The sequence below is a fragment of the Paenibacillus sp. PAMC21692 genome, from assembly GCF_014303795.1.
In the GTDB taxonomy this organism is placed as follows: Bacteria; Bacillota; Bacilli; order Paenibacillales; family Paenibacillaceae; genus Pristimantibacillus; species Pristimantibacillus agaridevorans.
Genome location: NZ_CP060293.1, coordinates 2591582 through 2604758 on the forward strand (window position 1 = coordinate 2591582; position 13177 = coordinate 2604758).

The 13177-nt window shown below is 53.4% G+C and carries 9 protein-coding genes; 8 read left to right on the forward strand and 1 reads right to left on the reverse strand.

Going from position 1 to position 13177, the window contains the following annotated elements; translation table 11 throughout:
• Position 1 precedes the first annotated feature (1 nt).
• Positions 2 to 1009, reverse strand: a complete 1008-nt coding sequence (locus H7F31_RS10260; RefSeq protein WP_187104072.1) for a FecCD family ABC transporter permease — start codon at positions 1007 to 1009, stop codon at positions 2 to 4.
• Positions 1010 to 1220: 211 nt separating this feature from the next.
• On the opposite strand from H7F31_RS10260, the gene H7F31_RS10265 reads away from it, so the two are divergent.
• The 8 genes from H7F31_RS10265 (at position 1221) to H7F31_RS10300 (ending at position 13174) form a co-directional block, all read left to right on the forward strand.
• Positions 1221 to 2228 carry an ABC transporter substrate-binding protein gene (locus H7F31_RS10265; protein ID WP_187104073.1) on the forward strand — a complete coding sequence of 336 codons (1008 nt, stop codon included), beginning with the start codon at positions 1221 to 1223 and terminating at the stop codon, positions 2226 to 2228.
• Between the two features lie 234 nt (positions 2229 to 2462).
• Positions 2463 to 3233 carry a DeoR/GlpR family DNA-binding transcription regulator gene (locus H7F31_RS10270; RefSeq protein WP_187104074.1) on the forward strand — a complete coding sequence of 257 codons (771 nt, stop codon included), beginning with the start codon at positions 2463 to 2465 and terminating at the stop codon, positions 3231 to 3233.
• A 6-nt stretch (positions 3234 to 3239) separates the two neighbouring features.
• Positions 3240 to 4016 carry an alkaline phosphatase family protein gene (locus H7F31_RS10275; protein WP_187104075.1) on the forward strand — a complete coding sequence of 259 codons (777 nt, stop codon included), beginning with the start codon at positions 3240 to 3242 and terminating at the stop codon, positions 4014 to 4016.
• Positions 4016 to 5287, forward strand: coding sequence for an MFS transporter (locus H7F31_RS10280; RefSeq protein WP_261800494.1), 1272 nt, complete (start codon positions 4016 to 4018; stop codon positions 5285 to 5287). Before H7F31_RS10275 ends, H7F31_RS10280 begins: the two co-directional genes overlap by 1 nt.
• Positions 5288 to 5638: 351 nt before the next feature.
• Positions 5639 to 6538: an aldo/keto reductase gene (locus H7F31_RS10285; protein WP_187104077.1), complete on the forward strand. Its 900-nt coding sequence runs from the start codon at positions 5639 to 5641 to the stop codon at positions 6536 to 6538.
• A gap of 117 nt (positions 6539 to 6655) precedes the next feature.
• Positions 6656 to 9406 carry a right-handed parallel beta-helix repeat-containing protein gene (locus H7F31_RS10290; RefSeq protein ID WP_187104078.1) on the forward strand — a complete coding sequence of 917 codons (2751 nt, stop codon included), beginning with the start codon at positions 6656 to 6658 and terminating at the stop codon, positions 9404 to 9406.
• A 75-nt stretch (positions 9407 to 9481) separates the two neighbouring features.
• Positions 9482 to 11413: a DUF8034 domain-containing protein gene (locus tag H7F31_RS10295; RefSeq protein ID WP_187104079.1), complete on the forward strand. Its 1932-nt coding sequence runs from the start codon at positions 9482 to 9484 to the stop codon at positions 11411 to 11413.
• A 21-nt stretch (positions 11414 to 11434) separates the two neighbouring features.
• The gene (locus tag H7F31_RS10300) at positions 11435 to 13174 is read left to right on the forward strand and encodes a DUF5107 domain-containing protein (protein ID WP_187104080.1); all 1740 of its coding nucleotides are present in this window, start codon (positions 11435 to 11437) and stop codon (positions 13172 to 13174) included.
• Positions 13175 to 13177 lie beyond the last annotated feature (3 nt).

Sequence of the window (13177 nt, forward strand, 5' to 3'; positions counted from 1 at the left end):
TTTAAGAACGTCCTCCTCTTCTTGCGATAAAGACGAAGAAAGGAACGCCAATGACGGCCGTCATAATGCCAACGGGGACTTCCTTCGGAAACGAAATGTACCTGGAGCCGACATCGGCCGCCAAAAGCAGGATGGCTCCGTATACGGCACAATACGGAATGACCCAGCGGTAGTCTAAACCAACCAAATAGCGCATTAAGTGGGGTACGATAATGCCAACGAACGCGATCGGACCGGCCATGGATACCGATCCGCCGGCTAACAGCACAATGATGACGCCGGCAGCCAACTTGATGTAGATCGTTTTCTGTCCGAGTCCGACTGCCACGTCCTCTCCCAGCGTCAATACGTTCATGTGTCTGGCTAATAGGAACGCGCCGACCAATGCGATTCCGATATATGGAGCGGCGGCCGTGAAGATATTAAGATCCCGTCCGGCGACCGAACCTACGAACCAATAAAGCACTTGATCGAAGGTCTGTCCGCTCGTCAAAAGGACGCCCAAGGATAGAGAGGAGAAAAATGCGGTCAACGCGGCGCCAGCCAAAGTAACCTTAAGCGGCGTCAATCCGTCATTGCCGATAGAACCAAGGGTATATACAAGCGTGGCAGTAAAAGCCGCGCCGATGAATGCGAGCGTTGCGAATGCGGATAAACCGCTAACCCCGAAAAATGCAGACCCGGTAACGATAAAAAACGCAGCTCCCGCATTGATGCCGAATAAGCTTGGCGAGGCGAGCTGGTTTCTCGTAATCCCCTGCATCAACGAACCGGCGACGGCCAGGCTCGCTCCCGCAGCCGCGGCAATCAGCGCGCGAGGCATCCTTGCGGTTTGGATGATAAGATGTTCTTGCGAACCGTCGAATCTCACGTAAGAATCCCAGATTGTGCGCCAACTGATGTCAGCCACTCCAAATACGATGCTGCTGACGATGCCCACGGCAAAAAGAAGCAGCCCAACGAATAGACCAGCTGCCTTCTGAGAACTCGTTTCTAATAATGTCTTCATCTTGTCCTCTTTCCTTGTCGCTATTCCAAAGTGGGATATGTCCTGTATAAAAAGAGAGAAAAAGCTACTCGATTATTTTAAGGGAAGAGAATGAACGTGTCAACGAGCTTGAAAATCATTATCATTTTTGATTGACTTCGTTTTGATATGCTGGTATAGTTTCGTTTGGATGATAGTGAGAATGATTTTCAGCATAGGGAGAGAAACAACAATGAAACATGGTCTAATGAAGAAACTTACCTGGACAACTACGGCGCTGATGATGGCGCTCATGTTAGTGGTTTCGGGCTGCGGGCAATCCGGTTCTAACAATAGCAATAAGGAAAACAATTCAAGCGCCAATAGCAATGGTAATGGTACAGCCAATACGAACGAAGAAAGAGTTGTTACTCATGCTATGGGCGACACGCCGATAAAAGGAAATCCGGTTCGTGTAGTCGTTTTGACCAATGAAGGTACCGAAGCGCTTCTCGCTTTAGGCGTAAAGCCGGTAGGCGCCGTGAAATCTTGGACGGGAGATCCGTGGTATGAGCATATCAAAGCGGATATGGAAGGCGTAACTGAAGTAGGGGAAGAAAGCCAGCCAAACATGGAATTGATCGCAAGTCTTCAGCCTGATCTGATCATCGGCAACAAGCTGCGTCAAGAGAAAGTGTACGATCAACTGAACGCAATCGCACCGACAGTGTTTTCCGAGACGCTTCGTGGTGCTTGGCAGGATAATTTTAAATTGTACGCGGACGCGCTTGGCAAAAAAACGGAAGGCGATCAGATTATCGCGGAGTATGATGCGAGAGCTGCCGACTTTAAGAGTAAAGCAGGAGACAAATTAAACAAAAAAGTGTCCGTAGTACGTTTCATGGCAGGAAAAACGCGTATCTATTTGGAGGATACCTTCACTGGGATCGCGTTCTCGAAGCTTGGCATTACGCGACCTGACGGTCAGAATTATAAAGATACGTTCGTCGAGGAAATCACGAAGGAACGTTTGCCCGAGGTAGATGCTGACATGTTGTTCTACTTCACCTATGAGACAGGCGACGGCAAAGGCACGGAAATGGAAAATGAAATGATGAAGGATCCGCTTTGGCAAAGTCTCGAAGTCGTGAAAAACGGAAATGCTATTCGCGTAGACGATGCGATCTGGAACACGGCTGGCGGCGTGATTGCAGCCAATCTCATGCTCGATGAAATTTTCGCCATCTACGACATTAAATAATCCCATCACATGCAACAGCCGGGCGATTGCCTGGCTGTTTTTTGTGCGCTTGGCAGCGCAACGACTAATCGGTGGAAGTCCCGAGTGCACCGCAGGTGGCGGAAAGTTGAGGTTCTTTTATTTGAAGAAGTCGGGCATGAGCGGGGGCAACATTCGTTTGATAACAAAATAATGCTTGACACAACATATTTGCAGGTATACATTAAATGTGTATTTGTGAGGAGTTGATTGCATTTGTTTGCAAATGAGAGGCGAATAAAAATTACGGAGATGCTCAAGGAAAAGTCCTCTGTAACGGTATCGGAGCTCATGGCACTGTTTGAAGTATCTATTGAGACAGTCCGCAGGGATCTGGAATATCTGGAAAAAAAACAAGCTTTAAAAAGAGTGCATGGGGGGGCCGTTAGCAATCAGAAAATGAAAATGGCTGCGAGCCTTGAAGAGCGTACATCCGAGAATCGGGAGCTGAAGGGGCAGTTGGCGCGGAAAGCTTTGCAATATATTTGCGAGGACGACATGATCGCGATTGATTCGGGCAGTACTGCAATGGAGCTGGCACCGCTGCTCAAGGATCATTTTCACAGGCTCAAGATTGCCACGAATTCCCCTGAGGTTTTCGCCGCTTTAAGCGATGTAGAAGGATTCGACATGATCCAGATCGGCGGCCAGTACCTGCGGGAGGAAAAAGCTTTTTACGGTCATATGGCATTAGAGACCATAAAGCGGCTTCATTTCACGAAGGCGTTTATATTTCCTTCGACGATTTCGCTTCGTTATGGAATCGGTTTGTTCCATCATGAATTATTCGATATCCAGCGGGCGCTTATCGAGCATTCGGATGAGGTATTCATTTTGGCCGACAGCTCCAAATTCGAGACTCCTGCAACCATTAAAGTTTGCGATTTATCGACCTCGTTCCATATCATAACGGATTCAAAGCTGCCGGATCACGTTTTTTCGCTGTACAAGAACAAATCACTGAACATCATAAAATCCATGGAGTGATTAAAAATGAACCATAAGGTCCTGCTTATTTTGGTTGATGGCATGCGTCCGGACAGCTTATCCATTTCAGGACATCCCTATATCGAACAATTAAAGGAGAAGGCCAGCTACACGCTTTCAGCCCGGACTGTTATGCCAAGCGTAACGCTTCCTTGTCATATGTCGCTGTTCCACAGCGTCCCCCCCGGGCGGCATGGCATTATGGATAATATCCATACTCCCCAGGTGCGGCCTATCGATGGACTTTGCGAGCAACTAAAAGCCAGCAACAAAACATCGGCTTTATTTTATAATTGGGAGCAGCTTCGCGATGTCGCCCGTCCTGGTTCAACGGCGCACAGTTGTTTTATCTCGGGTTCGAATTACGGTTACGACGTTACGAATATAATGCTTACCGACCAATCGATCGCATTTATAAACGAACACGCTCCCGATTTTACCTTCTTATATTTAGGAGATGTGGATGAGGTGGGACATAAGTATGGATGGATGTCCAAGGAGTATATTGAAGCCGTTTATTTGTCCTGGGAATGCATTGAGAAGGCCGTACATGCTATTCCGGAGGATTATAACGTCATTGTTACTTCCGATCATGGGGGCCACGACCGTACTCACGGTACAATGATGCCCGAAGATATGACGATTCCATTGTTCATTAAAGGGAGGGCGTTTGCATCGGGAGCAGCTCTGCCGGAAGCTAACATTATCGATATTGCGCCGACAATTGTTAAGCTTATAGGCGTATCCCCGAATAAGGATTGGGAAGGTATACCTCTTGTGTGATGATTTCGAATTCAATAGCTTCAAATCCAAAGCAGCGCAGTGCTTTATTTTTTAGTATTTTATGTTGTTTGGTCTATTTTACCAGCTATTTGACACGCATTAATTATGGGGCAGCTCTATTAGAAATCGCGCAATCTCTGAACATTAGCAATCAATTGGCAGGCATGGCGGTTATCGGCAGTTTTATTACCTACGGCGCAGGTCAGCCTATTTGCGGGTATTTGAGTGACCGGTTTGAGCCGAGAACGATGATATTCGCAGGATTGGTGGCAACAGCTTTCTGCAACTTTGCAATAGCATTTATGAGCGACATCTATATGATGACCTTTATTTGGTGCTTAAATGGATTCTTTCAAGCGATGTTATGGCCTCCTCTTGTACGCGGCATGTCACAATATTTATCGCCCGAGCTCTACCGCAAGACAAGTGTGGGGATCGTTACGGCGTCTTCGGCAGGAACGATCGTGGTTTATGTATTGGTTCCCTTTAGCATTTGGATTTCAGGCTGGCGGGTCTCTTTTATAATCCCGGGAATCGTTGCGATATTGGTTGCGTTATTGTGGATTTTTAGTATCGAGGCTTTTGGTCGGCAAGAAAAAAACGAGCAAGTTTCGAAGCCGGTTTCAATGGGCAGGAAGTATGGGACAGAGCGAAACGTCGGCTCGCTTATTTGGACCTCAGGGCTTTTGCCTGTCATGCTGGTCATCATTCTTCAGGGTGCTTTGCGAGATGGCATTACAACATGGATGCCAACGTATATTCATGATGTTTTTCGATTAAATACGTCTATTTCTATTTTAAGTACGGTCGTTTTGCCCGTATTCACCATTTTCTGTGTAGCAGCAGCTTCACGGATTTACAAATGTATACAGAATGAGCTTAAGGTCTCCGCCTTGCTATGGGGGGCGGGCGTAGTGACGGGTTTGGCGCTTATTGGCTTTTTTTCGTCTCATGCCATGGTTTCTATTATCCTTATGGCTCTATTGACGGGCTGTACGCACGGCATTAACTTGATGTTAATCAGCCAATTGCCGCTTCATTATGCCAAGTATGGGCGTGCAGCAACGATTTCGGGTATTTTGAATGCATTTACTTATATCGGAAGCGCGATATCTATCTATGGAATTGCAGCATTAAGCGAAGCTTATGGCTGGCGCTTTACTATTATAAGCTGGACTTTTATTGCGCTAATAGGGCTAATCGTCTGTTTTGGACGTATAAAGAAGTGGAGATTGTTTTTGGAGAAAACAGAGCCGGAATTCTCATCATAAAGAGTTGGTCATGTTAACACAAAGGATAAACGCTCTCAGGATATCCATACATTTCATAAAAACCGGTCCGCATGCGGACCGGTTTTTTTTAAGTCATCGTGGATACATGATTTTGTAGAAATCTTCCGTCATGGCGTTGCCGTACGGATGCTTTTTTGCTTTTATACGATAAAAACGAACGTTTTCCAATAAATTTGAAATAGCTTTAGCGCCCTTTGGCCCTTATTCTCAGTAACAAGGGGCAAAAACCGGATATTGAGAAAGCGCTGTATCCGGAGTGGAAACACGCTTGATTAGAAGCCGGTAGTGTGAGGCGGGCGGCCGATAACATCCGGGATGGAGTGAAAAGCAATGGAATATACGTTACTGGGAAAGACGAATTTTCGCGTTTCCAAATTGGGGCTCGGAGGATCGCCGCTGGGCGGAGACTACGGCAAAACGACGGACGCGCAAGCAATACGGGTAATCGATGCCGCGCTGGATCTTGGCATTAATTTTATCGACACCGCGCCTCTGTACGGCGGGGGGGAAAGCGAACGAAGAGTCGGGCTGGCATTAAAGGGAAAGCGGAGCCGTGTCATTTTGGCAACCAAGGCGGTTGTGCGCGGCGTTCCGTATACGTACGAGAATACCCTTCGGTCGGTAGAGGAGAGCCTTAAGCGGCTGCAGACCGATTATCTCGATTTGATTCAACTGCACGAGCTGGAATCCGTAAGCTATGAAGACGCCATGGAGGGAACTATCAGGGCATTCCTAAAGCTCAGACAGGAGGGGATCGTCCGGGCGATCGGCGTTAATGCCGGCCAGTTAGACCGGCTGCTGCCTTTTGTTCGGGAGGGGATCGTCGATACGATCCAAACCTTCGGCAGGTACACGCTGATGGATAATACCGCCAAGGATGAGCTGCTGCCGCTGGCCAGCCGGGCTCATGTCGGCGTCATTCATGGAAGTCCCCTCTGCATGGGGCTGCTGACGGAGTCTCCGGCGCCTTTCTTGTACAAATACCCGGAGAAGATCGCGGAAGGGGAGCGACGCAAGCGGCAGCTCGAATTTCTCCGGCAGGGCAGGCCTAACGGGCTGGTAGAGCCGGCTTTGCGCTTTAGTTTAACCTGTCCCGACATCGCGGTGACGCTTACGGGGACGACATCGGTAGAGGAATTGACCCAAAACGCCGCCTATTGCGACGGGAGAGGTTTAACTGTGGAACACGAGGCCAAGATTCTGTCCCTATTCCCCGGGCAGCCTTTATAAAGGTTGTTCAAAAAGTCCGCTTCCCATTACGAAGTCATCCTAGAAGCTTACTCGACGTCGAATATTGAATTCAGCCGAACCTTTTGAACACGCATTTAAAGTGAAGGAGGAGTAGCAATGAACAAGATCTACTATGTTGCGGTTAATGGCGATGACTTCAACGACGGTTTGAGCTTAGAACGCCCGTTTCGCACGATCGACAGAGCGGCGCAAGCAATGGAAGCCGGAGACATAAGCTACATTCGGGAGGGTACTTACCGGGAGACGGTGGCGCCTTCCCGCAGCGGCAGGGAAAACGCCCCCATTCGTTTCGAAGCATACGGGAACGAGAGGGTCGTCGTCAGCGGCTGCGACGAGGTGACCGAGTGGACGCAGCACGAAGGGAACGTCTACAAGGCGAAGACGGATTGGGATTTGGGTGACGGCAGCGAAACGCTGGTCTTCTTTGATGAGGAGCTTGGCGTGGAAGCGCAGTGGCCGAAAATCCGGGATCGGCTGGATCGCTCGCAGTATGCGCGCGTCGACGCGGCGACCAGCGGGATGACGAACAGCATGATTTTTGATGAAGAATTGCAAGCGTTTCCGGACGGCCACTGGGACGGGGCGATGGTCGCCTGCGTCAACGGAGTAGGTTACTTTATGTCCACGGCCAAAGTGACCGGCTTTGCCGCCGGCACGCTGCATCACGAGCAATGGGTCAGCTCGGCCGACCATTATTTTACGAAACCGGGGGATCTGTATTTTATTACCCGGACGCTGCGGGCGCTTGATGCGGAGAAAGAATGGTACTACGACCCCGCGGAAGGGATGCTGTATGCGATGGCTCCCGAAGGCAAGCTGCCGCCTCAATGCATGATCGAGGTGAAGCGTCGCGAATATGCGTTTGATCTGCGGCATAAGGAGCACGTTCATATTATCGGCGTGGATTGCAGGGGAGCGAGCATTACGACGGAGGAAGCCAGCCGATGCCTGATTCGGAAATCGCGGATTTACGGCATGGACCGTTCCTTCGGTTACCGCCAGTCGATCTACGGAAGGACGCGAGGCATTGCGCTGGGCGGAGAGGGCAACATGCTCCGCGACTGCGAGATTTCCCATTTCGAAGGAAACGGCATTTCGATATCGGGTGCGCGCAACTCGGTGCACAACTGCTACATTCATGACGGCAACTTCGAGGCGTCGTATGCGAGCATGATCTGGATGACGGGCGCCGAACACCGGGTTTCCCGTTGTACGATTACGAGGGGCGGCCGAACGTCGATCTCCGGCGTATTCTCGCGCTCGACGATCGAATATTGCGATATTTCCTTCGCTAATGCGCTGACGAAGGATTCGGGCATGATTTATTTGTTCAACCATGACTTCGACCAGACGCAAATTCACCATAACTGGCTGCACGACAATCTGTCCGACCATCTGAGCTTCGGCTTTTACATGGATGCCTGGACGAGCGGCATCAGCTTCTTCCGCAACGTTATCTGGAACATTCCCGAACGGGGGATGGTGCTCAATCGGCCCATCCAGCGGACGCTGATCTACAACAATACGTTTTATCGCAAGGCGATCGCCGATTCGTCCGTTTTCTGCCTGGACGACATGTACGGTACCCATATGGCGAACAATTTGTTCGCGGATGGTGAGATTCGCCGCTGGGGCGGCCACAGCATCGTCTCGAATAACCGCTTTGACGCCGATCCGTTCGTCGATGCGGAGAGCGGGGATTTCCGGCTGCGCGCGGACTCGCCGGTCATCGGTCAGGGCATCCCGATCCCCGGGGTGACGGACGGTTATCGGGGCCAGGCGCCGGATCCCGGCGCGTACGAGTTCGGTGGAGAAGAGTGGGTGCCCGGCCACAGCTTCGAGTCTGCCGAGACGCATGACCAGTCCGCCCACGCAGGCGGGTTCGATCCGCCCGAGCATGGCCAGACCGCCTCTGCAGGCGGGTTCGTTCCGCTCAAGCATGAAAGCCTGCTGCGCAACGGCGGATTCGAGTCGGGTTCGCTTGCTCCATGGACTGCCGCTGGCGGGACGCCCCGCCTTGTATTCGAATGCGCCTGGGATTACAGCAAAAACGGCGGTTATCCGACGGTCGTCCGCAGCAACAGGTACGCGGCTGTTCTTGGACCTGGCGAACGGATCGAGCAACGGGTAGCGGGACTGAAGCCGAATACGTCCTACATTTTTTTTGCGGGCATCAAGTCGGGAGGGGAGTATCGCCAGGCGATCGAATATGCCGAAGCGAACGGCGGAAGCCAGTGGGAGCGGGAGCCGGACGGCACGCCGGCGATTTATCGGGACGTCCGATACGTTGGTCCGATGCGTTCGAAGGAATGGATCAAGCTGGATAATATCGATTTTGGCGCCGCGGGCCAGTACGACAATGTATCCATCGGGTTAAACAAAGTGATTGGCCCGGTAACGGTGGAGGTCCGCATCGGCGGTCCCGATGGCGAACTGATAGGCGCTGTCGCGCAGCAGACTCCGTACGACGCGGTTTGGCGATATTTCGGGGCGCCGCTGGGTTCTGTGGCGGGGGTGCACGACGTATATTTGGTCCTGTCCGGCGAAGGGCAATGTCTGCTGCACAATATCGTGTTTCACAACACCTTCCGGGCGGGGACGGCAAGGATGTCCGTCCATGGGCACGACGGCTCCATAGGGGAACTGGTTGTCAACCGCTGGAATTGGGAGAGCACGCTGTCGGAGCTGCATTTTACGACCGGTCCCGAAACGTCGTCCGTGACGGTGGCGATCGAAAATATCGGCGCGCTTGCGGTTATCGGAATGCCGGCTCAGCGCATATATGCCGACGACTGCGGCCTATGGGAGCAGCCGCGATTAAGCCGGGCGATAGAGTCCGAACGATAGAGGTAGGAAGATAGAGACCGAACGATAGAGGTAGGAAGATAGAGACCGAACGATAGGGAGAAGGAGGCGGAAAACATGAACGACGGCAATCGGACGCACGAGCCGGAGCTGCCGGGTATCACAGCCTCGGAGAGCTGGCCCGCGCCGGCTTGGGCGCTGCAGGAGAGGGCGATTCTCGAGAAGCTGAACATGGCCGCGACGGAATATGTAGCTCGTTACACTCGGGCGGATGGCACGCTGATCTGGCGGGAAGAATGGCCCGGAATGGACGGCTCCGACGACCCGTACGAAGCGTTTATGAATTTGTCTTTGCTGTATGCGCTGGGGGGAAACGAGGAGGTCGGGCGGCTGTCCCGGCTTATGTGGGAAACGATTACGTGGCAGTGGACGCAATACGGGCAAATTCATCGCGAGTTCGACGCCTATTACGACTGGATGCATCATGGGGAAGGGTATTTGTATTTTTATTTCCTTGGATTCTCCGATCCGCAATCTCTCCAGCTGAAGCAAAGAGCGGTTCGCTTTGCCCGGATGTACACCGGAGATGATCCGGAGGCGCCGAATTACGATCGCGAGAAACGGCTAATGCGCTCCCCCATTACGGGAAGCCGGGGGCCAAGGTTCGAGATGACGGCGGAGGATTGGGTGACGCATCGGGAAATATTGGACGATTATCTGGCCCCGTTCGAGGACATTCCCGGCGTCGACTTTGCCAGCGGGAAGTGCCGCTGGTCGGACGATGAAATCTACGGGCACATCATCCGTTTGATGAACGAACGTCAGGCCAAGGGCGACGTGCCGCTTAACCTTAACGCGACGGGGCTGCTGGCGCATACTTACATGTTGACCGGCGACGAAACGCTGCGCCTGCAGGTGCAGGATTATTTGAGCGCCTGGGAGGAGCGGACGGAGCGCAACGGCGGCCTGATCCCCGACAATATCGGCTTGTCCGGGGCAATCGGCGAATACAACGACGGCAAATGGTGGGGCGGTTATTACGGCTGGCGCTGGCCGCATGGCTACGCAACGATCATCGAGCCGGTCTTTAACGCATGCGCCAACGCGCTGCTGCTAACCGGGGACCGGAAATGGCTGAAGCTGGCGCGGGCCGTCATAGACAAGCAGTGGAGTCTCGGACGGTGGCGGGACGGCGTTTGGGAGGCGCCTCATCGCCATTGCGACGAGGGATGGACGGATTGGCGCCCGTTTAACGCGCTGCATCCGGTTCATCTGTGGTATTTGTCCAGGGAGCAGGAGGATCTGGAGCGCGTTGAGCGCATTCCGATTCCGGAAACATTGAGACGGATCGATCTTCCGTCGAATTCCGGGAGAAATCCGGTGACCGGCAAGGAAACAAAACATTTTATCGGAAATACGATTCCCTGGTTTTTGTTCATGCAAGGAGAATACGAAGGGTACCCGGAGTTGATTCTAGATGCCGTTCAAACGTTGATCGACCGGCAGTTGGACAAAATGCGTTCGTCCGCCGGCGACCCGTTAAGCTGGAACTGGGAAAATCCGCTAAGCATCCATGCTTGGCAGGAGTATTGTCCGCTCTACTTTGAAGGACTGCTGCAGCTTATGCTGGGCGCGCCCATGCATATCTCCCATGGCGGCTTGCAGCATGCCAGCGTCCGATATTACGACGGGGAGAAGCGCCGGCCCGGCCTGCCGGAAGGCGTAGCGGCGTTGGTCGACAGGCTGGAAGGTTCGACTCTCGATGTGACGCTCATCAATACGGACGCCTCCGCCGCCCGGGAGACCGTTATTCAGGCGGGTGCCTTCGGAGAGCATCGGTTTATCGAAGCGGTTGCGTATAATCGCGACGGAGAGGAGACCGGCGCCTTGACGCTGCAGGATAAATGGCTTCGAGTCGCGTTGGGACCCGGCTGTGGATTAAAGCTGCGTCTGACGGTAGAGCGGTACGTCAATCAGCCGAGCTATGCGACGCCTTGGTTCGATCCGGCGGTTGATGTCCGTCCGATTATGCATAGATCGGGGGATTAGCGAAAGGAGAGAAAGACGAAAATGCTGCAAATCCGCGCTTATACGGAAGAACTGTTGACCCATCCCATGGTGGCGGCGGGACCGATTCCGAGCGCCCAGGATCCGGACGGGGTGTATCCCTATGAGAGTTATGCAGAAACAAGCCGCCGCCCCGTCCTGAAGTCGTATCGATTCGTAACTTTGGAGAACGATCGCCTTAAGGCAACCATTTGTCCGGACCTCGGCGGCAAGGTGTACTCCCTGATTCATTCCGCGTCGGGCAAGGAGACGCTTTACGCCATCCCCGCCGTACGGCCCGTGCGCATTTTGCCCCGGCAATTTTTTATTGGCGGCGGGATCGAGGTCAGCTTTCCAATCTCTCATACTCCCGTGCAAATCGTGCCCGTTCTTTACCGGACGATGGAGACGGAGGATCGGATCTTCGTCTGGTGCGGAGAGCGGGAAACCCGGTTCGGCATGCATTGGACCGTGGAGTATTCGCTGGGCCGGAACGACGATTTCCTGACCCAGCGCACCCGATTCTATAATCCGACGTCCGAAGCGCATCCCTGGATGTCTTGGTCCAATGCGGGAGTGCCTGCCCGCGCCGATACCGAATTCCAGTTTCCGAACGGCCCCGTGCTTGCTCACGGCGATCGGATGGAGACGCTGGATTGGGCGAAGGACGGGCCCAAAAGTCAGTGCGACATCGACCGGATGACCGGCTATTTCTGGCGGGAGCCGGACTGCCAGGCCTTTGGCGTATACACGCCGAGCCTGGGGAGCGGTCTGTACCACGTCGCCGATCGTCGGTCGATGCCCGGCATCAAGCTCTGGTCGGATGGCGTCGGCAAGCACGAGGCGTGGGTTTCCCAATATTCGCTGGACGGGGAGCAATGTCTGGAAATTCAGGCCGGACCCATTATGGATCAATCGATCAAGCGGGAGTTGGCACCGGGCGGGTCGCATCATCATATCGAATTCTGGATTCCGACGGATCGGCGGCTTGATATTTATCGACTGGCGGTTCCCGAGGTTGAGCTGCCGGAGGTCGACCAAATTCCGTTATTCGGCTTTGCTCGCGCCGAGGAAACGGAAATATGGGAGCAGGTGGCGGAGGCATGGCGCGCAAACCGGCCCGAGCTTCTGCCGCCGCCGCCGGGGATTGACGACAACCGTTGGGCCATCTCCGGTTATGAGGAGATGGAGGCGGCGCTTCGATTCGCGGTAGCAAGCCGGCCGGATCAGGAGTGCGCCTGGCGAATGCAGCTTGGCGCATGGTATGCAGGCAAAGACCGGATTGACGAGGCGCTTGCGGAGCTTACGGCATCGGGAGAGGATCGGGCATGGGCCCTTGCCGCCCGGTTGTATCGGCGCAATAAGGGAGATAATGCGAAGGCTGCCGAGTGTTATCGGTCAATCCGTTCGCAAGCGTTCGCCTTGCATCCCCAAGTGACCTATGAGCGTGATTTGGCGTTATCCGGGATCGGTCCGCAAACATTGGCCGAGAGGGAGTACTGGCTGGAGCGGACAAGCGCCCTGCAGGATGAATGGCTGGCGGAACGCCGTGCCGCATGGCTTGCTGATTCGGGAAGGTTCGCCGAAGCCAAACGTTTGCTTGCGGGGACGGCATTCCAACTGGTTCACCAGCGTTACGCCCGCACGAAGCTGTGGCGCCGGATTATGGAGGGGCTTGGCGAGCAGGAGCGCGAAGCGCCTGCTTTTCTGGGCGAGGACGATTTGTTCGCATTCGGCGCATATAGGGAATACGGGGAGGATTAAGCC

Coding starts and splice junctions, on each gene's coding strand:
- H7F31_RS10300 (WP_187104080.1), top strand. CDS start 11,435: ATGCTGCAAATCCGCGCTTATACGGAAGAACTGTTGACCCATCCCATG.
- H7F31_RS10285 (WP_187104077.1), top strand. CDS start 5,639: ATGGAATATACGTTACTGGGAAAGACGAATTTTCGCGTTTCCAAATTG.
- H7F31_RS10275 (WP_187104075.1), top strand. CDS start 3,240: ATGAACCATAAGGTCCTGCTTATTTTGGTTGATGGCATGCGTCCGGAC.
- H7F31_RS10260 (WP_187104072.1), bottom strand. CDS start 1,009: ATGAAGACATTATTAGAAACGAGTTCTCAGAAGGCAGCTGGTCTATTC.
- H7F31_RS10265 (WP_187104073.1), top strand. CDS start 1,221: ATGAAACATGGTCTAATGAAGAAACTTACCTGGACAACTACGGCGCTG.
- H7F31_RS10295 (WP_187104079.1), top strand. CDS start 9,482: ATGAACGACGGCAATCGGACGCACGAGCCGGAGCTGCCGGGTATCACA.
- H7F31_RS10290 (WP_187104078.1), top strand. CDS start 6,656: ATGAACAAGATCTACTATGTTGCGGTTAATGGCGATGACTTCAACGAC.
- H7F31_RS10280 (WP_261800494.1), top strand. CDS start 4,016: ATGATTTCGAATTCAATAGCTTCAAATCCAAAGCAGCGCAGTGCTTTA.